Raw genomic sequence first — 19,407 nt, 5'->3', positions numbered from 1 at the left:
GCGTTCAAACAGGCCCAGGCGCCCGCTGCGCCAGTGGCAAGCGCAGCACGAAGCAGGCTCCCCCGCCCGCGTGGTCTTCACAGTGGACGCTGCCGTGGTGGCGCCCGACAATTGAGCGCACCAGCGCCAGCCCGAGCCCCACGCCGCCGGCACGCTCGCTCGCACCCGGCAGGCGGTAGAAGGGCTCAAAGATGCGTTCGCGCTGCGCCGGCGGCACGCCCGGCCCGCGGTCGCACACCCGCACTTCGGCCCAGCCCTGGCGGCTCGCAATGCTCAGGGTGATCGGCCCCTGGCTGTAGCGGTGTGCGTTTTCCAGGAGGTTGCGCAGCGCGCGGCGCAGCAGCTTGGCGACGCCGCGCACCTCGATGTCGGCTGCCCCTGCCTCCAGGTCTGCGTCCACGCGGGAGCATTCCTCCGCAGCCAGCCCGACCAGGTCTACCGCTTCGACATCGCCCACGTCGGCCTCGTGCGCGTCCAATCGGCTGGCGAGCAGGATTTCTTCGACCAGCTGGTCCAGTTCAGCGACGTTGCGCTCGATCTCGCGCCGGAACTGCGCCGAGGGCTGGTTGCCGTCCATCAGTTCGAGGCCCATGCGGATGCGGGTCAGCGGCGATCGCAATTCGTGCGAGGCATTGGCCAGCAAGGACTTGTGCGATTGCACCAAGGCCTCGATCCGCTCTGCAGCGGCGTTGAATTGGCGCGAGAGGTCTGCCACCTCGTCGTGGCCCTGCACCGGGACGCGGGCCGCGAGGTCGCCAGCGCCAAAGCGCTGTACGCCGCGCTGCAGGATGTCGAGCCGCAGCAAGAGCCTGCGGATGATGGGGAAGACGCCAAGGGCCACCGCAATGCCCACCACGCCCAGCATCCACAGAAAGCCAAAGGGTGGCCTGGTCCAGAAAGCGGCTTCGCGTCCGCGCGGCCCCCGCTCGTCCCGTGGACGCGGCTGGCGCGGTGCCACCAGCAAGGTGTAGGAAGCGCCGGAATCGAGTTCGACCTTGAATTCAATGCCTTCGCCGGGGACCCGCTGCGCCACGCCGCTGCCCAGAATGTCGCCCTGCCCATTGATGACCCGCACTTCGCGCTGCGTTTGCACCCTTTGCACTTCATTCTGTTCGGCTGCAATGCGCCAGGCCCAGCCAACGGCCAGCGTCAGCACGGCCACGCCGCCCACGACGGCCAGCCAGATGCGCAGGTAAAGGCGGCGGGAAAACAGCGACAGCATGAACCGGTCAGTCTTGCTGTTTTGCGAACACGTAGCCCACGCCGCGCACGGTGAGAATGCGGCGCGGGTTCTTCGCATCGTCCTCGATGGCGGCGCGAATGCGGCCCATGTGCACGTCGATGGAGCGGTCGAAGGCTTCAAGCTCGCGGCCGCGCACGGCCTCCATGATCTGGTCGCGCGTCAGCACCCGGCCGGCGCGTTCGGCCATGGCGACCAGCAGGTCGAACTGGTAGGACGTGAGCTCGCAGGGCTGGCCCGCCACCGTGACGGTGCGGGCATCGCGATCGATCTCAAGCGCGCCAAAGCGCAGGGCCTGCGCCTGCGGTGCGCCGCCTTCGGTGCGGCGGCGCAGCACGGCGCGGATGCGCGCCAGCAGCTCGCGCGGCTCGAAGGGCTTGGGCAGGTAGTCGTCGGCACCCAGTTCCAGGCCGATGATGCGGTCCATGGGGTCGCCCTTGGCCGTCAGCATGAGCACCGGCACGCGCGCGGCGGGGCCCTGCATGCCGCGGATGTTGCGGCAGACGTCGAGCCCATCCATGTCGGGCAGCATCAGGTCCAGGATGACGAGGTCGGGCAACGCCGTGCTGCTGCCCACCTCCTGCAGCCTGGCCAGGCCGCTCTGCCCGTCGCCACAGTGCGCCACCTGCATGCCCGATTGCCCGAGGTACTCCACCACCATCTGCGCGAGGCGGCTGTCGTCTTCAATCATCAGCAACTGGGTGGTCATGGCAATTCCGGGGTTGGGATGAGCATGGTGGTGGCCCCGCATCTCGCGGGCTTGAAGCAGGCGTAAAGCCGAGGTAAATACGTTCTCAGAGAAGTGCTATACATGTTGTAGCTGTATTCTCTTGTCTGTCATGCGGAAACGGCATTTTTCTGCCTTGAAGCGAATGCCACCAGGATGAGCACGGGAAGACCCAGCAGTGCGGTAGCCAGGAAGAAGTTCGTGTAACCGTAGGCGTCAACGAAGCGGCCGGAAAACCCGGCGATCCATTTCGGCAGCAGCAGCATCACGGAGCTCAGCAGCGCGTACTGCGTGGCCGAATACTGCACATTCGTCAGGCCCGAGAGGTAGGCGATGAACGCCGCCGACGCAATGCCGCCCGAGAGGTTGTCCGCCGAAATGACGAGCACCAGGCCCGTCAGGTCGTGTCCACGCGTGCCCAGCCAGGCAAACAGCAGGTTGCTGGCGGCCGAGAGCACAGCGCCCAGCATCAGCACCCGCATCACCCCCATGCGCAGCGCCAACGCGCCGCCCAGGAACGCGCCGGCGAGCGTCATCAGCACGCCGAACACTTTGGTGACGGCGGCGACCTCGTCCTTGGTGTAGCCCATGTCCACGTAAAACGGGTTGGCCATGATGCCCATCACCACATCGCTGATGCGGTAGATGGCGATCAGCGACAGGATCAGCACGGCCTGCCAGCCGTAGCGGCTGAGGAAGTCGGCAAACGGGTCGATGAGCGCGCCGCGCAGCCACTCGCCGAGGTTGCGCGATGGCGGCAGCGGGCGCGGCGCCGGCTCGCGCGAGAGCAGTACCGTGACGGTGCCCACCAGCATCGAGGCGGCCATCACCAGGTAGGCCGTCTTCCAGGCGCCCTGCTGGTAGCCGGCCACGCCCGCCAGCTCGGCGCGCGCGGCCACCCACAGCACACCGGCGCCGGCCCAGATCATGGCCAGGCGGTAGCCCGTCTGGTAGGTGGCGGCCAGCGCCGCCTGGCGCTCGGTGTCGGCCGATTCGATGCGAAAGGCGTCCAGCGCAATGTCCTGCGTGGCCGAGCCAAAGGCCACGGCCAGGGCGCACCACACCATGGGGGTCAGGGCGATGCGTGGGTCGCTCCCCGCCATGCCCGCCAGGCCGGCGATCACCATCGCCTGCGACAGCAGCAGCCAGCTGCGCCGCCGCCCGAGCGCGCGCGTCAGCAGCGGCAGCGGCAGCCGGTCCACCAGCGGCGCCCAGACCCACTTGAATGCGTAAGCCAGCCCCACCCAGCTCAGGTACCCGATCGTGGTGCGGTCCACGCCCGCCTCGCGCAGCCAGAAGCTGAGCGTGCCCAGCACCAGCAGCAGGGGCAGCCCGGCCGAAAACCCCAGCGTGAGCATGCGCAGGCTCGCCGGCTCCAGGTAAATGAGCCAGGCCTCGCGCCAGCTGCGGCGGCTCACGGGGGCGGGGGAAGTCGCTGGGGGCATGTTCGGGAACCCAAAGTGTTCGGAGGATTATCCGCATGCCCGCGCCGCTACCATGCGTCCATGGCCCATGCCCCGGTTCTCGTGCCCCTGCTTTCCGTGCGCCAGTACAGCGGCGAACACGCGGCGCACGCGCACGACCACGCCCAGGTGCTCTACGCGCTGCGCGGGCGCATGGAGCTGGAGGTGAACGGCCGCGCCGCGTTTGTCGACACTGCGTGCGGCCTGGTGGTGCCGGCCGGTACGCGGCACGGTTTTCTGGCGCTGCCGGGTGCGCGCCTGCTGGTCATCGATGCGCCTGCGCAGCCTGGCGTTGAGCGTATCAGGCGCTTTGCCGTGGCACCTGCGCAGCTGGGCTGGAGCGCGAGCGACGATGCGGCCGCGCGGCTCCAGCAGATTTTGCAGGCCCGGCGCGTGCTGGCGCGCCGCCCCATCCGGCCCGAGCAGGTGGCACGGACCGTGGGGGCAGCCCTGCACGAGCCCTGGCCCACCGCCCGCATGGCGGCGCTGTGCGCCTTGAGCACGCAGCGCTTTCACGCCCGCTGGCGCGAGCTGACAGGCCAGACGCCCCAGGCCTGGCTGCGCGCGCTGCGGCTGGACGCGGCGCAGCGCCTGCTGGCGCGCGGCCAGTCACTGGAAGCCACCGCGCTGCAACTGGGCTACGCCAGCGCCAGCGCCCTGGGTTTTGCCCTGCGGCGCGAACGGGGTCTGGGCGCCCGCGGGCTGCGCCGGCCGCCAGATTGCTCCTGATTCGAGAGCTTCTAGCGCTCTACAGGAAAGCGCTGCAGCCGTTTTTTACCAAAATTCATGGGCCATGCACTTCGCGCGTTGCTCGACATTTGCGCGGGCCGGGCGCGGCACCATCGCAGGCATGACGACTTCCCATTCCACCCGTGGCATCGCCATGGTGCTGCTCGCCGCCATGCTCTGGGGCACCACCGGCACGGCGCAAAGCCTGGCCCCCGCGGGGCTGTCCCCTTACTGGGTGGGCGCGCTACGCCTGGCGGTGGCCAGTGGGTTTTTTGCCTTGCTGGCAGCGCCGGCCCTGTGGTGGCGCGCCAGTGCGGCTAGGCTGCCGTGGCGCCCCGTGCTGCTGGCAGGCGCGTGCGTGGCGGCGTACAACCTGAGCTTCTTTGCCGGCGTGAAGGCCAGCGGCGTGGCCCTGGGCACCGCCATTGCCATCGGCAGCGGGCCGATCTGGGCGGGGCTGATGCAGACGCTGGCGCAGCGCCGCTGGCCTGCGCCGGTGTGGTGGGCCGGCACGTTGCTGGGCGTGGCCGGCGGTGCGGCCATGGCGCTCAACGGGCACGCGTCGGTCAGTGCGCCGCTGGCGGGTATCGCGCTGTGTCTGCTGGCGGGGCTGGCGTACGCGGCGTATGCGCTGCTCAACAAACCGCTGGTGGCGCAGTCGGGCGCGGCCAGCGCCAACTTGGCGGTGTTTGGTACGGCGGCCTTGCTGTCGCTGCCGGTGGCAAGCGTACTGGGAGGGCCTTTGAGAGCGCCGGGGGCCACCTGGGCCATCGTGGCCTATCTGGGCCTGGTCGCGACCGGGGTGGCCTACCTGCTGTTCAGCCACGCCCTGCGCCATATCAGCGGCGCCACGGCGGTGACCCTGGCGCTGGCCGAGCCGGTGACGGCGTTTGCGCTGGCCATTGCGGTGGTAGGCGAAGCGCCTTCGGCCATGGCGTTCTGGGGGTTGGCAGGCGTGCTGGCGGGGCTGCTGCTGGTGATCTGGGCCGAACTGCGCACGCAGGCCAGTCGCCGCCGCGCTGCGGAGGGTGGCAAGGGCGCTCTGCCGGCAGACGGAGAAGGAAGCGTCTGATGGGCAGCAAGCCGATCAAGGCTTTCTGCATGCCGGGGGCAAGCTTGCTTTTTGCGCCGGCATCCTCGACCAGCTCCAATGGAGCGACAACCAGGTGGCCGTGGCGGCTGAGGCATGAAAATCTTAAGAAAAAAGATGTTTCACGCTTATTTGGCGGGCGCTATAAGCTATCAATAAGATAGTGAAAATGTCTTAGGTGCCCTGCACGTAAGGGTTGCTGCGCCGCTCGCGCCCGAAGCTGCTCTGCGGCCCGTGGCCGGGGATGAACACCGTCTGGTCGCCCATGGGCCAGAGGCGTTGGGTGATGCTGTCGATCAGCTGCTGGTGGTTGCCCTGGGGGAAATCGGTGCGGCCTATGCTGCCGGCAAACAGCACGTCGCCAACAAAGGCGCGGTCAATTTGCGGCGCATGGAACACCACGTGTCCAGGCGTGTGGCCGGGGCAGTGGCGAACGTTCAATGTCTCGTTGCCGATTTGCACCGTGTCGCCATCGTGCAACCAGCGCGTCGGCGCGAAGGGCCTGGCGGGTGGAAAACCGAACATGGCACTTTGCTGCGGCAGCGCGTCGATCCAGAACTGGTCGGCGGGGTGCGGGCCGATGATGGGCAATTGCAACTGCTCAGCCAGCTCACCGGTAGCGCCCGCATGGTCGATATGGGCGTGCGTGAGCCAGATCGCCTTGAGGCGCACGCCCAGATGCTGCACTTCGGCCAGCAGCGTGTCGATGTCACCGCCCGGATCAATGATGGCGGCGTCCTTGGTGGCGTCGCACCAGACGATGGAGCAGTTCTGCTGGAACGGCGTAACGGGAACGGTGAGGTACTGGAGCATGGGTGGTGGTGAGATGGCCCCCCACAAGGGGCCGCCAGGGGGGCGGCTGGCGGGAGCGTGATTCGCCCGAGAATAGCCGCATCGTTTCGGGGCCGGGCACAAACGGTATTTTGCAAGTGCACTCTGCAGCGCGTGCCTCGCGCGAGCGGATCGCCCTCTCGTCTTGCCTTATATCAATTTAGGTACAAGAGAAACCCCATTGGTTATGAGGTTTGCAGGACAATGGCGACCATTGCCCGCCAGTCTATCTAGGACTTTTCTACGCGGGCCGCAATCGGGACCATCCCTTCGCGCCATCTTTTTCTGACTCTGCCTGCATCCCACCATGAGTGCTTTCCACGAAGAACGCGTGCTCTCGGTTCACCATTGGACCGACCGCCTTTTCAGTTTCACCACCACGCGCGACCCCGCCCTGCGGTTTTCCAACGGCCACTTCACCATGATCGGCCTCATGGTGAACAACAAGCCGCTGCTGCGCGCCTACAGCATTGTCAGCGCCAACTACGAGGAGCACCTCGAATTCCTCAGCATCAAGGTGCAGGACGGCCCGCTGACCTCGCGCCTGCAGCACATCCAGGTGGGCGACAACATCATCGTTGGCAAGAAACCCACCGGCACGCTGCTGATCGACTACCTGCTGCCCGCCAAGCGCCTGTACCTGTTTTCCACCGGCACGGGCCTAGCGCCCTTCATGAGCGTGATCCGCGACCCGGAGACGTACGAGCGCTTCGAGCAGGTCATCCTGATCCACGGCGTGCGCCAGGTGGCCGAGCTGGCCTACCACGACTACCTCACCAAGGAACTGCCGGCGCATGAGATCCTGGGCGAGATGGTGAGCAAGCAGCTTTTGTACTACCCCACGGTGACGCGCGAGCCGTTTCGCAACCAGGGCCGCATTCCCGACCTGATCACCTCGGGCAAGCTCGCCGCCGACCTGGGCCTGCCGCCACTCAATCCGCTGGAAGACCGCGCCATGCTGTGCGGCAGCCCGGAGATGCTGGCCTCCATCAAGGCGCTGCTGGAAAAGCTCGATTTCGAGGAAGGCAACACCACCAAGCCGGGCGACTTCGTGGTGGAACGGGCTTTCGTCGAGAAGTAAACACGGCCTGTTTGCGCAGGCCGTGTGGTTGCTCTTGTATTGGTAGCTTATAGCGCTTTACCCATAAGCGCTAGAGTCACTTTTTTATCAAATTTTCCGTGCGGAACCGCGTACTCCGAAGTGCCCCAGGAGGCAGCCGGTTCACCCACGACCCCGTAGCCTGAAGCGCTGCTGGCGCCCGACCTTCTTTCTCCGCGCGGAGGTTTTCGGGCATGGGCGTCAAACGGCGGTTCGACCTGCAAGGGTACGCTGCATGCCCCGTGCGGCGCCTGCAGCGCGCAGGGCGCGCCCGCATGAAAAGAATGCTGTCAGAAAGGCCCCGGCGAGGCGGGCCCCGCATGGGGTTGAAGCGCTCATTCACACGCCTTGTGGCAGGCACTGACAGTAAGATCCGTTGTTTACTCAGGGGGGGTTATGGACATCACATTTCGCTGCGACCCGGCGCTTTTTGATGTATTGCCTCGGCCAATACCGGGTTCAGCAGCGTTGCCAGAATGGCTGCGAAAAATGGCGCCCCGAATGACGTCAGACGTTCATCAAAGAAGTATTCGGACGGTTAAACAATGCCCGCCATTCGTGGATGCCATGATGCACGGGTTTCTCATTCTGCTGCCATGCGATGTCATCGTTGGTGCTGGCCAATTCACATGGAACTGGGAATTGCCGGCGCTGGGCATGAAGCACCACCCCCGCGCGCCCATCAGTTTTCACGTGCCGGAACAAATCGCGGGAACACCCTTTGCCCATGAGAATGCGTCCATTATTAAATTCAATAGTTTTTGGACGGTTGAACTGGATCCCAACTGGTCGCTGATGGCGGTGCACCCCATTAATCGCGCGGATTTGCCTTTCCGTTTGATAACCGGGGTGGTGGATTCAGATCGCTTCCATGACGTTGGCATTAATTTTCCGGCCGTATGGTCTGACAAAAATTTTAGCGGGGTATTGCCCAAAGGCACTCCGATTGCGCAGTGCTATCCGGTCCCACGGGAAGCCCCCACCCTGGTTTTTGAAGCAATGTCGGATGACAAAATGCGCCGCTACGACGATCTTGCTTCCAAAATCATGGCCGCCCCAGGCGTGTACCGGCAACAGCACCGCAGCAAGCGCGTTACGCCGTAAGCGGGCGCTCACTGTGCAGTAGCGCAGCGCGAAGATCGTCCAAGTCCAGCCACATCCGCCCGGTTTTTTCTGCTGCCAGCGCATGTGCAATGCGGCCAAAGGTGTCGCCTTGCAATCGGTAGGCACGGCCATAAACCAGAAAAGCCTCGTCCATTTGGCCATTGGCCTGTAGCACGATTCCCAAGTTGACAAGCGCATCGGCCCGGGTCGGGCACAGTACCAAGAGGCGGTTCAAGGCTGCGATGGCGCCATTGAGATCCTGCATATCCTGGCACACCAGTGCCAGGTTGAACCATGCATCCAATGATTCAGGGGCAAGGTGAACGCAACGTTCAAGGGCATTCAACGCTGGCAGCAATTGGCCGCTTTGGTAGTGTGCAATTCCCAATGCCAGGCAAATATCCGGCCGATCCGGCTGCAATAGGTAAGCCCGCGTGTAATGTGCAGCGGCTAGGTCCGTGGCGCCCACGCTGCGAGCAGCGTCACCCGCGACCATCAGCGTGGGAACATGGTTGGGCCGAAGCGCCAGACTCTCCTGCGCATAGTCACCCGCTTCTTTCGGGTGCCCCCGCTGCATACTCAGAACGGCAAGCAGCTGGTGAACGGCAGGCTGTGCCGGGTAGGCTGCTTCCACCCGCCTGCACAAATCCCACGCGTGCTCCATGTCCCCCGCATTTGCGCAAGCAATCACCGCGCCCAAGTCGTTTTCAAAAGACATGCCAGCCACTCCAGGAGGTTGCATTGTGCCCATCGCTTCACGCCTTCGCCAGGGCGTGAGCAGGCTCAAAGGATGTCCTGCATCACGCTGCGCGAGCACCGCGCCGAGCGGTACATGGTCGCGCATGGCGCCTGCACGGATCAGTCAGCGGCCAGCACAGGCGGTGCGGGTGGCGTCGGGGTTTGGCCCATGCCGCCACTGCAAAGCACGGAGCATGTCAGGCGCGTCAGACTGGCGCCCTGATGATGCTATTGTCATGATAGCTGTAAGCGCTTAACGGATAAGCACTAGAGCCCTATTTGACTACAAATTCGGACCGAGCAAGCGGCGCAGCTCGGCCTCGTCCATGCCGCGCCGCGCCGCCATGTCCTGCACCTGGTCTTCGCCAATGCGCCCCACGCTGAAATACTGGCTCTCGGGGTGGCCGATGTAGAAGCCGCTCACGCTGGCTGCCGGGTGCATGGCCATGCTGTCGGTCAGTTCCATACCGATCTCTTCGGCCTGCAGCACGCGGAACAGCTCGCGCTTGGCGCTGTGGTCCGGGCAGGCCGGGTAGCCGGGGGCGGGGCGGATGCCTTGGTACTTTTCGGCGATCAGCGCGTCGTTCGACAGCTGCTCATCCTTCGCGTAACCCCACAGGTCGGTGCGCACGCGGTGGTGCAGGCATTCGGCAAAGGCCTCGGCCAGGCGGTCGGCCAGGCTTTTGAACAGGATGGCGGAGTAGTCGTCGAAGTCCGCAAGGAATTCCTGCGCCTTTTTCTCCACGCCCAGGCCGGCGGTGACGGCAAACATGCCGGCATAGTCGGCAATGCCGCTGTCCTTGGGGGCGACGAAATCGGCCAGGCAGCGGCTGGGGCGCATGATTTTTTCGCCGTTCGGGCCGTCAACGGCCAGCTTCTCGGTCTGCTGGCGCAAGCCGTACCAGGTGGTCAGCACCTGGCTTCGGCTCTCGTCGGTATAGAACTCGATGTCGTCGCCGACGCTGTTGGCGGGGTACAGCGCCATGACGCCATTGGCCTGCAACCAACGGCCGTCGATGATTTTCTTCAGCAGCGCCTGGCCGTCGGCGAACACGCGGGTCGCCTCTTCGCCGACGATCTCGTCCTTCAGGATGGCGGGGTACTTGCCGGCCAGGTCCCAGGTCTGGAAGAACGGGCCCCAGTCCATGTAGGGCACCAGCTCGTTCAGGTCGAAATTCTTGAACACGCGCCGGCCCAGCGCACGCGGTGGCGTGGGCGTGAACGCGGTCCAGTCGATGGCGGTGCGGTTGGCACGCGCCTGCGCCAGCGTCCACATCGGCGTCTGCTTCTTGTTGGCGTGCTGGGTGCGCACGTGGTCGTAATCGGCTCGCACTTCCTGCAGGAAGGCCTCGGCGCCCTCGCCGAGCAGGCTTTGCGCCACGCCCACGCTGCGCGACGCATCGGGCACATAGACCACCGGGCCGTCGTAGTGCGGCGCAATTTTCACGGCGGTGTGCACGCGCGAGCAGGTGGCGCCGCCGATGAGCAGCGGGATCTTCTTGACGCGGAAGTGGTCGTCCTTGTGCATCTCGGCGGCCACGTACTGCATTTCTTCCAGGCTGGGGGTGATCAGGCCCGAGAGGCCCACGATGTCGGCCCCCTCGGCCTTGGCGCGCGCCAGAATCTCATGGCAGGGCACCATCACGCCCATGTTGATGACCTCGAAGTTGTTGCACTGCAGGACGACGGTGACGATGTTCTTGCCGATGTCGTGCACGTCGCCCTTGACGGTGGCAATGACGATCTTGCCCTTGGTGCGCACATCGCGCCCGGCGAGTTCGTCCTGGCGCTTTTCCTCCTCGATGTAGGGAATCAGGTGCGCCACGGCGAGCTTCATGACGCGTGCCGACTTCACCACCTGGGGCAGGAACATCTTGCCGGCGCCGAACAGGTCGCCGACGATGGACATGCCGTCCATCAGTGGCCCTTCGATCACGTGCAGCGGGCGCCCGCCCTTGGCCAGGATCTCCTGGTAGGCCTCTTCGGTGTCTTCGACGATGAAGTCGGTGAAGCCGTGCACCAGCGCGTGGGAGAGGCGCTCGCCCACCGGCTTGGGCGCTTCGGGTGTGCCGCGCCATTCGAGTTTTTTGCTCTCGTCCTTGGCGCCGCTTTTCGCCGTTTCGGCCACTTCGAGCAGGCGTTCGGCGGCGTCGGGGCGGCGGTTGAGGATGACGTCCTCCACGCGCTCGCGCAAGGTGGGTTCGAGGTCGTCGTACACGCCCACCATGCCGGCGTTGACGATGCCCATGTCCATGCCGGCCTTGATGGCGTGGTACAGAAACACGGTATGGATGGCCTCGCGCACCGGGTCGTTGCCACGGAAGCTGAACGACACGTTCGATACACCGCCCGACACCTTGGCGCCGGGCAGGTGCTGCTTGATCCAGCGCGTCGCCTCAATGAACTCGACCGCGTAGTTGTTGTGCTCTTCAATGCCGGTGGCCACGGCAAAGATGTTGGGGTCGAAAATGATGTCCTCGGGCGGGAAGCCCACCTCATCGACCAGGATGCGGTAAGCCCGCTCGCAGATGCCGATTTTGCGCGCGTAGGTATCGGCTTGTCCTTGCTCGTCAAACGCCATCACCACGGCCGCGGCGCCGTAGCGGCGCACCAGCGTGGCCTGCCGCTTGAAGGCCTCCACGCCTTCCTTCATGGAAATCGAGTTGACGATGGGCTTGCCCTGGATGCAGCGCAGCCCCGCCTCGATCACCTCCCACTTGGAGCTGTCCACCATGATGGGCAGGCGGGCAATGTCGGGCTCGGACGCAATCAGGTTCAGGAAGCGCACCATGGCCGCCTTGCTGTCGAGCATGGCCTCGTCCATGTTGATGTCGATGACCTGGGCGCCGTTCTCCACCTGCTGGCGCGCCACGGCCAGGGCATCCTCGAACTGGCCGTTCAGGATGAGGCGCGCGAAGGCCTTGGAGCCGGTAATGTTGGTGCGCTCGCCCACGTTGACGAAGAGCGAGGCGGCGTCGATGGAAACGGGCTCAAGGCCCGAAAGGCGCATCGGAGGCACGGAGACGGAAGCAGTCGGCGGGGAAGAGATTTCAGGCATGCGGCTCACCAAGGCAGTTCACGGGAAACAGACTGGTGAGCGCCGTTCGGGGCCTGTTTGCGCCCCACCCAAGCCTGACGCACGGGAGCGCCAGAAGGCTCCCGGCGCTGCAGCGCTCCTTGAGAGGGCATGATTTTAGACCGCGTTGCCTCGCGCCTGCAAAGCCGTGGCGCGCTTGCCGAGGCAGGTGCGCCAGCGGATGGCGCGCCGCAGACGCTCGTGTCACACATGTCGAGGTAGACCTTGGGGCGTGCAGGCGGTGATTTTCCGGCTTGGTACATCGCCGTGCATCACCACCGGTACCCGCTTTCTCCGTTGCCGCCTTCCCGATTCTGGTGCGATGCGCCGCCGGGCCAACGGCATCGAATGGCTGGGGGGTTCCCACGGGCCACAGGACAGCGCCATGTCAGCGGGAGGCACGAAAATAACCGGTTGACCCCATTTCCCTTTAAGGAACCCAGCGCATGAGCACGAAGCAACCGACCATCATTTACACGCTGACCGACGAAGCTCCAGCGCTCGCCACGGCGGCCTTTTTGCCCATCGTGCGCGCCTTTGCCGCGCCGGCTGGCATTCACGTGGAGACCAGCGATATTTCGGTGGCCAGCCGCATCCTCAGCCAGTTCCCCGAGTACCTGACCGAAGCCCAGCGCGTGCCCGACAACCTGGCAATGCTGGGCAAGCTCACGCTTTCGCCCGACGCCAACATCATCAAGCTGCCCAACGTCAGCGCATCGGTATCGCAACTGGGCGCCGCCATCAAGGAGCTGCAGGGTAAGGGTTACGCCATTCCCGACTACCCCGAGAACCCGACGACGGATGAAGAGAAGGACATTCGCGCCCGCTACAACAAGTGCATTGGCAGCGCCGTGAACCCGGTGCTGCGCGAGGGCAACTCGGACCGGCGTGCCCCAAGGGCGGTGAAGGAATACGCCCGCAAGCACCCGCACAGCATGGCCGAGTGGAGCCAGGCATCGCGCTCGCATGTCTCGCACATGCACCACGGCGACTTCTACGCTGGTGAAAAATCGCTCACGATTGGCAAGGCCTGCGACGTGAAGATGGAGCTGGTCGGCAAAAGTGGGAAGACGGTGGTGCTCAAGCCCAAGCTGTCGCTCAAAGATGGCGAGATCATCGACAGCATGTTCATGAGCAAGAAAGCCCTGCTCGCCTTCTACGAAAAAGAGATTGAAGACGCCTACAAAACCGGCGTGATGTTCTCGCTGCACGTCAAAGCGACCATGATGAAGGTGTCGCACCCCATCGTGTTCGGCCACTGCGTGCGCATCTTCTACAAAGACGCGTTCGAGAAGCACGCCGAACTGTTCGACGAACTGGGCGTGAACGTCAACAACGGCATGGTCGACCTGTACAACAAGATCAGCACGCTGCCGCAAAGCCAGCAGGACGAGATCAAACGCGATCTGCACGCCTGCCACGCGCACCGCCCCGAGCTGGCCATGGTCGATTCGGCCAAGGGCATCACCAACTTCCATTCGCCCAACGACATCATCGTGGACGCCTCCATGCCCGCCATGATCCGCAACGGCGGCCAGATGTGGGGCGCCGACGGCCGCCTGAAGGACGTCAAGGCCGTGATGCCCGAAAGCACCTTTGCCCGCATCTACCAGGAGATCATCAACTTCTGCAAATGGCACGGCAACTTCGACCCGAAAACCATGGGCACCGTGCCCAACGTGGGCCTGATGGCCCAGCAGGCCGAGGAATACGGCTCGCACGACAAGACCTTTGAAGTACCCGAAGACGGCGTGGCCAATATCGTCGACCTGGCGACTGGCGAAGTGCTGCTCAGCCAGAACGTGGAAGCCGGCGATATCTGGCGCATGTGCCAAGTCAAAGATGCCCCGATTCGCGACTGGGTCAAGCTGGCCGTGACGCGTGCCCGCAATTCCGGCATGCCGGCGGTGTTCTGGCTCGACCCGTACCGCCCGCACGAGGCCGAGATCATCAAGAAAGTGCGCCAGTATTTGAAGGACCACGACACCACCGGCCTCGATATCCAAATCATGAGCCAGGTGCGCGCCATGCGCTTCACGCTGGAGCGCGTGATTCGCGGGCTGGACACCATCAGCGTCACCGGCAACATCCTGCGCGACTATCTGACCGACTTGTTCCCCATCATGGAACTGGGCACCAGCGCCAAGATGCTGTCTGTCGTGCCCCTGATGGCCGGCGGCGGCATGTACGAGACGGGAGCTGGCGGCTCGGCCCCCAAGCATGTGCAGCAACTAGTGGAAGAAAACCACCTGCGCTGGGATTCGCTGGGCGAGTTTCTGGCACTGGCCGTGAGCCTGGAAGACCTTGGTCTGAAAACTGGCAACGCGCAAGCCACGCTGCTGTCGAAAACGCTGGACACCGCCACGGGCAAACTGCTCGACAACAACAAGAACCCTTCACCCAAAACCGGCCAGCTCGACAACCGCGGCAGCCAGTTCTACCTGGCGCTGTACTGGGCGCAAGAATTGGCCGCGCAGACCGAAGACAAGGCCCTGGCGGCCAAGTTCGCGGTGCTGGCCAAAACACTGGCTGAGAACGAGCAGAAGATCGTCGCCGAGATGGCCGAGGTGCAGGGCAAGCCGGCGGATATTGGCGGGTATTACTTGATGAATGTGAAAAAGACGGAGGCGGTGATGCGGCCTAGCGGGACGTTGAATGCGGCGCTGGAGGCTGTGGGGGGCTGATAGCGGTTGTCCTTGGGCGGTTGTGTCCTTGGGCGCTTGCCCAAGGATGCACCTGACGGCAGGCCTGGCGGCGGGCCTGTCGGTGCGCTGCCTACAGAACCGCCCGCTCAGCGATCGTGGGCGCTATCTCCATCCAGCGGAACGATGCGTTCGTTGGTGGAAACCACCTGCCCCTTCGCATCAAAATCAACGTCAAAAAGGGTGTCGACGGTGCCAAGCACGCGGTACGTAAAGGTGGGGCCGGGCTGGTTGCGGTATTTGATGGACTGTGTCGGATGGCCCAATGCGTCGCGGACCTCTGCCATGCTCATGCCGGGGGTGACCAAAGCCTCTTGGCTCTGGCTGATCCAAAAACCACTCGCTGCTTGCGCCAGGGCAGCGCAGAGTGCAAGGCCTGCCGCCACCATCAGGCGCGAAGTGGGGGTGATGTAGGGACGTGCCATGATGTCCTGCTTTCTCAAAGGGCCAAGCTTCAGCGTGCATGCAGATTCGCCTGCATTGAACGCAGCACATTTGGCTGGGTAAGTGCGTCTTGCCAAGCGCCTGCTCAAGCGGCCGAGGCCGGCAGGCCAAACACCCGGTCGAAACACCAGTTGAAGACAAAGGTGTAGCAGAGGAAAAACACCACCAGCCCCAGGTCCATCACCAGCGCCTGCCACAGGCTGACGCCAAACCACCAGGCAAATAGCGGCACCAGAAACAGCACCAATCCGCCCTCGAAACCGATGGCATGCGCCACGCGCCGCGCCAAGCTGCGGCCACGCACGCTCTGGCGCGCTTCCCAGCGTTCGAACAGGGTGTTGAACACCAGGTTCCACAGCACGGCAACGGCTGAGGATGCGGCCGAGATGACGGCGGAATGCGCGGCGCCCTGGCCTGTTGCTGCGGCCAGACCCCATGTGGCGACGGCGATGGCGATGATCTCGTAGATGGTGACATACACCACTCGGCGGCGCAGGCCGTGGAGGCCGGGAATCAAGGCAGTGAAAGACATACGGCGATTCTTGCAGGCTTTCGCCTGTCCGACCGGACGCCAGACTATGCGCGGCGTGCATAAACTTGTAACTGCGCTGCCTTGGACATCGGCATTTCACAGGCCTATGCTTCGCGCTTCGACTGATCCCACAAGGAAATCTTCATGCAACAAGCGTCTGGCTCAGGCACATTGCCCAGCCATCCCCTGCCCTCGTATTTGCAGGCCGACCACCTCGGCCCCTGGGGCAATTACCTCAAACAGGTGGACCGCGTCACGCCCTACCTGGGCTCGCTGTCGCGCTGGGTAGAAACCTTGAAGCGCCCCAAGCGCATCCTGATCGTGGATGTTCCCATCGAACTGGACAACGGCACCATTGCCCACTTCGAGGGCTACCGCGTGCAGCACAACCTCTCGCGCGGGCCCGGCAAGGGCGGCGTGCGTTTTCACCAGGAGGTGACGCTGTCGGAAGTGATGGCGCTGTCGGCCTGGATGTCGGTCAAGACGGCCGCCGTCAACGTGCCGTATGGCGGTGCCAAGGGCGGTATCCGCGTGAATCCCAAGACCCTCTCGCGCGGCGAACTCGAACGCCTGACGCGCCGCTACACCAGCGAGATCGGCCTGATCATCGGCCCGACCAAGGACATCCCCGCACCCGATGTGAACACCAATGAGCAGATCATGGCGTGGATGATGGACACCTACTCCATGAACACGGGCGAAGCCGCTACGGGCGTGGTCACCGGCAAGCCCGTGGACTTGGGCGGCTCGCTGGGCCGGCGCGAAGCCACGGGCCGCGGGGTGTTCACCGTGGGCCTGGAAGCGGCGCACCACACGGGCCTGAAAATCGACGGCGCCCGCGTGGCCGTGCAGGGCTTTGGCAATGTGGGCGGCACCGCGGCCAAGTTGTTCTGCGACGTGAGCGCCCGCCTCGTCGCGGTGCAAGACCACACAGGCACCATCGCCCATGAGGGCGGCATGGATGCTGTCGCACTGCTCGCGCATGTGGCCAGCACGGGCGGCGTGGCCGGATTCCCCGGCGCCGAAAAACTAGCGGACGAAGACTTCTGGGGCGTGCCCTGCGAAATCCTGATTCCCGCCGCGCTCGAGAGCCAGATCACCGCAGAGAACGCCCCCAAGATCCACGCCAAGCTGATCATCGAAGGCGCCAACGGCCCCACCACCCCCGAGGCCGACGACATCCTGCACGACAACGGCGTGCTGGTGCTGCCCGACGTGATCGCCAACGCTGGCGGCGTGACGGTGAGCTATTTCGAGTGGGTGCAGGATTTCTCCAGTTTTTTCTGGACGGAAGACGAAATCAATGCCCGCCTGGTGCGCATCATGAAAGAGGCGTTTGCCGGCATCTGGCAGACGGCGCAAGAGCACAAGGTCAGCCTGCGCACTGCCACCTTCATCGTCGCCTGCACGCGCATGCTCCATGCCCGCGAGATGCGCGGCCTGTACCCATGAAGCGATCAGCGTTGAAAATTTGAGTTTTTTTGCCCTCTAGGGCAACACCAATGGGCGCATGCAGCTATGTTTTTCATAGTTGCATGCGTTTTTTCATGGCGGCATGGGGCATAGGCCCCAAGCGTGCAACGCAGTGTTCGCGGCATAGGCACGGGTTCTGCGCTACAAAGTCGCCATGCCAAGCACTGCCCCCACCCTCATCACCCCGCGCGCCGCCGACCTGGGTCATGGCCTGACCGTGCGGCGTTTGCTGCCCGCAGCGGCCCGGCGCAGCGTGGGCCCCTTCGTCTTCTTCGACCACGCCGGCCCGGTCACGCTGGCCGCCAAAGACACGCGCGCTGCCGATGTGCGGCCCCACCCGCACATCGGCCTGGCCACGGTGAGCTATTTGCTCAGCGGCGAAATCGTCCACCGCGACAGCCTGGGCACGCACACGCGCATCCAGCCCGGCGCCGTGAACTGGATGACGGCCGGGCGCGGCATCACCCATTCCGAGCGCTTCGAGCACCCGGCGTCGTTTGCCGGTGGCGGGCTGGAGCTGCTGCAGTCCTGGGTGGCGCTCCCCGAAGAACTGGAAGAATGCGAACCCGCGTTCGCCCACACGCCTGCCGACGCGCTGCCGGTGCGGGACGATGGCGGCGTGTGGCTGCGCGTGATTGCCGGAACGGTCTACGGTTTGGGCAGCCCGGTGCAAACGCTATCGCCCTTGTTCTATGTGCACGCCGAGCTGCAGGCCGGGGCGGCGCTGACCTTGCCAGACGGCTACAGCGAGCGTGCTGCCTATGTGGCACGCGGAGAAATCGCGTACGAAGGCACGCGCTACACCGCCGGCCAGATGCTGGTGTTCGCGCAGGGCGCCACCGGCGCCCTCACCGCGCCCGCGTCCGCTACGGTCATGCTGCTGGGCGGCGAGCCACTGGGGCCGCGCCATCTGTTCTGGAACTTCGTCTCGTCGCGCAAGGAGCGCATCGAGCAGGCCAAGGCCGATTGGGCGGCCGGGCGCTTTGTACTGCCGCCCGATGACCACGATGAATGGATACCGCTGCCTCCGACACCGGCGCACGGCTAGGGTCGCTGCAACTCAGGCCGGCTGCGGCTCGCGGTAGAAGGGCCGCAGGCGCGGTGCATCCTGGGCCACACCGGCGGCAATTGCCGTGATATGGTCCGGCGTCGTGCCGCAGCAGCCGCCCACAATGTTCACCAGGCCCTCGGCGGCGAACTCGTGCACCAGGCGGCTGGTCACGTCGGGTGTCTCGTCGAAGCCGGTGTCGCTCATGGGGTTGGGCAGGCCGGCGTTGGGGTAGCAGCTGATGAACGTATCCGGCGCGGCCTTGGCCAGCTCCTGGATGTAGGGGCGCATCAGCGCGGCGCCCAGCGCGCAGTTCAGGCCCACGGCCAGCGGCTGGGCGTGGCGCACGCTGTGCCAGAAGGCCGTCACCGTCTGGCCCGAGAGGATACGGCCCGAAGCGTCGGTCACCGTGCCGCTGATGATGATGGGCAGGCGTTCACCGGTTTTCTCGAACACCTCGTCGATGGCGAACAGCGCCGCCTTGGCGTTGAGCGTGTCGAAAATCGTTTCCACCAGAATCACGTCGGCCCCGCCTTCGATCAGCGCTTCCGTCTGCTCGAAGTAGGCCGCGCGCAACTGCTCGAAGGTGATGTTGCGGGCGCCGGGGTCGTTTACATCGGGGCTGATGCTGGCGGTCTTGGGCGTGGGGCCAAGGGCTCCGGCGACAAAGCGCGGATGATCGGGCGTACTGAATTTGTCGCAGGCGGCACGCGCCAGCCTGGCCGAGGCGAGGTTCATTTCGCGCGCCAGGTCGGCCATGCCGTAGTCCTCCTGCGCAATCGTCGTCGCGCCGAAGGTGTTGGTCTCGATCAAATCGGCGCCAGCGGCCAGATAGCGCTCGTGGATGTCGCGAATCACGTCGGGCCGCGTGAGGCTGAGCAGTTCGTTGTTGCCCTTCACGTCGCGCGGAAAATCCTTGAAGCGCTCGCCCACGCTGCCCGGCCCGCTATAGCCCTCGCCCCGGTACTGCGCCTCGCCCAGCTTGAAGCGCTGGATCATGGTGCCCATGGCGCCGTCGAGGATGGCGATGCGCTTTTCAAGAAGAGCGGGGAGCTGCTGGGCGCGGGTGTAGGGGGCGGTTTGCATGGGTGCGATTGTAGAAAACCGCACG

The 19,407-nt window shown here is 64.8% G+C and carries 16 protein-coding genes and 1 riboswitch; of the genes, 7 read left to right on the top strand and 9 right to left on the bottom strand.

Features of this window, described 5'->3' with window-relative positions; genetic code table 11:
* Nucleotides 1-4: 4 nt before the first annotated feature.
* The 3 genes from AC07ZH_RS10590 to AC07ZH_RS10580 all read right to left on the bottom strand — a co-directional run bounded on the left by AC07ZH_RS10590 (nt 5) and on the right by AC07ZH_RS10580 (nt 3,412).
* Nucleotides 5-1,222, bottom strand: a complete 1,218-nt coding sequence (locus tag AC07ZH_RS10590; protein WP_495199694.1) for a HAMP domain-containing sensor histidine kinase — start codon at nt 1,220-1,222, stop codon at nt 5-7.
* A 7-nt stretch (nt 1,223-1,229) separates the two neighbouring features.
* Nucleotides 1,230-1,949, bottom strand: a complete 720-nt coding sequence (locus AC07ZH_RS10585; RefSeq protein ID WP_495199693.1) for a response regulator — start codon at nt 1,947-1,949, stop codon at nt 1,230-1,232.
* A 128-nt stretch (nt 1,950-2,077) separates the two neighbouring features.
* Nucleotides 2,078-3,412 carry an AmpG family muropeptide MFS transporter gene (locus AC07ZH_RS10580; protein ID WP_495199692.1) on the bottom strand — a complete coding sequence of 445 codons (1,335 nt, stop codon included), beginning with the start codon at nt 3,410-3,412 and terminating at the stop codon, nt 2,078-2,080.
* A gap of 60 nt (nt 3,413-3,472) precedes the next feature.
* Between AC07ZH_RS10580 and AC07ZH_RS10575 the strand changes: the two genes are divergently transcribed.
* Together AC07ZH_RS10575 and AC07ZH_RS10570 are read left to right on the top strand one after the other, a co-directional pair.
* A complete protein-coding gene (locus tag AC07ZH_RS10575) occupies nt 3,473-4,159 on the top strand; it encodes a helix-turn-helix domain-containing protein (RefSeq protein ID WP_495199691.1) in 687 nt (228 codons plus the stop codon).
* Nucleotides 4,160-4,280: 121 nt separating this feature from the next.
* Nucleotides 4,281-5,231 (top strand): DMT family transporter, encoded by a 951-nt coding sequence (locus tag AC07ZH_RS10570; protein WP_495199690.1) that lies wholly within the window; start codon nt 4,281-4,283, stop codon nt 5,229-5,231.
* A 192-nt stretch (nt 5,232-5,423) separates the two neighbouring features.
* Here the strand turns inward: AC07ZH_RS10570 and AC07ZH_RS10565 are convergent, their stop codons facing one another.
* Nucleotides 5,424-6,062 carry an MBL fold metallo-hydrolase gene (locus tag AC07ZH_RS10565; protein ID WP_495199689.1) on the bottom strand — a complete coding sequence of 213 codons (639 nt, stop codon included), beginning with the start codon at nt 6,060-6,062 and terminating at the stop codon, nt 5,424-5,426.
* A 325-nt stretch (nt 6,063-6,387) separates the two neighbouring features.
* Here AC07ZH_RS10565 and AC07ZH_RS10560 point away from each other — a divergent pair, with 325 nt between their 5' ends.
* The gene (locus tag AC07ZH_RS10560; RefSeq protein WP_119109575.1) at nt 6,388-7,161 is read left to right on the top strand and encodes a ferredoxin--NADP reductase; all 774 of its coding nucleotides are present in this window, start codon (nt 6,388-6,390) and stop codon (nt 7,159-7,161) included.
* A gap of 414 nt (nt 7,162-7,575) precedes the next feature.
* Nucleotides 7,576-8,283: a hypothetical protein gene (locus tag AC07ZH_RS10555; RefSeq protein ID WP_495199688.1), complete on the top strand. Its 708-nt coding sequence runs from the start codon at nt 7,576-7,578 to the stop codon at nt 8,281-8,283.
* Here the strand turns inward: AC07ZH_RS10555 and AC07ZH_RS10550 are convergent.
* On the bottom strand, nt 8,273-9,001 hold the full coding sequence (locus tag AC07ZH_RS10550; RefSeq protein WP_495199687.1) for a CDC27 family protein: 729 nt from the start codon (nt 8,999-9,001) through the stop codon (nt 8,273-8,275). The two genes, AC07ZH_RS10555 and AC07ZH_RS10550, sit on opposite strands and share 11 nt — an antisense overlap.
* Nucleotides 9,002-9,304: 303 nt before the next feature.
* Nucleotides 9,305-12,079 carry a methionine synthase gene (gene metH, locus AC07ZH_RS10545; RefSeq protein ID WP_495199686.1) on the bottom strand — a complete coding sequence of 925 codons (2,775 nt, stop codon included), beginning with the start codon at nt 12,077-12,079 and terminating at the stop codon, nt 9,305-9,307.
* Nucleotides 12,080-12,109: 30 nt separating this feature from the next.
* A riboswitch (S-adenosyl-L-homocysteine riboswitch) is annotated at nt 12,110-12,206 on the bottom strand.
* 337 nt (nt 12,207-12,543) lie between these two features.
* Here metH and AC07ZH_RS10540 point away from each other — a divergent pair.
* Entirely contained in the window at nt 12,544-14,781 is a 2,238-nt protein-coding gene (locus AC07ZH_RS10540) for an NADP-dependent isocitrate dehydrogenase (RefSeq protein ID WP_495199685.1), read from the top strand.
* A gap of 107 nt (nt 14,782-14,888) precedes the next feature.
* Here the strand turns inward: AC07ZH_RS10540 and AC07ZH_RS10535 are convergent, their stop codons facing one another.
* Nucleotides 14,889-15,224: a hypothetical protein gene (locus AC07ZH_RS10535; protein ID WP_495199684.1), complete on the bottom strand. Its 336-nt coding sequence runs from the start codon at nt 15,222-15,224 to the stop codon at nt 14,889-14,891.
* 104 nt (nt 15,225-15,328) lie between these two features.
* Nucleotides 15,329-15,775 carry a PACE efflux transporter gene (locus AC07ZH_RS10530; RefSeq protein ID WP_495199683.1) on the bottom strand — a complete coding sequence of 149 codons (447 nt, stop codon included), beginning with the start codon at nt 15,773-15,775 and terminating at the stop codon, nt 15,329-15,331.
* A 144-nt stretch (nt 15,776-15,919) separates the two neighbouring features.
* Between AC07ZH_RS10530 and AC07ZH_RS10525 the strand changes: the two genes are divergently transcribed.
* A complete protein-coding gene (locus AC07ZH_RS10525; protein WP_495199682.1) occupies nt 15,920-17,227 on the top strand; it encodes a Glu/Leu/Phe/Val family dehydrogenase in 1,308 nt (435 codons plus the stop codon).
* 175 nt (nt 17,228-17,402) lie between these two features.
* Complete coding sequence (locus AC07ZH_RS10520; protein ID WP_495199681.1) at nt 17,403-18,296, top strand: pirin family protein; 894 nt, start codon at nt 17,403-17,405, stop codon at nt 18,294-18,296.
* Between the two features lie 12 nt (nt 18,297-18,308).
* Here AC07ZH_RS10520 and AC07ZH_RS10515 read toward each other — a convergent pair whose 3' ends face one another.
* Nucleotides 18,309-19,382, bottom strand: coding sequence for a homocysteine S-methyltransferase family protein (locus AC07ZH_RS10515; RefSeq protein WP_495199680.1), 1,074 nt, complete (start codon nt 19,380-19,382; stop codon nt 18,309-18,311).
* Nucleotides 19,383-19,407: the final 25 nt, after the last annotated feature.

The organism is Simplicispira sp. GW247-4R2A (genome assembly GCF_059424465.1).
Note: the sequence above shows the minus strand (reverse complement) of the source record. Positions and strands in the feature narration are given on the sequence as shown.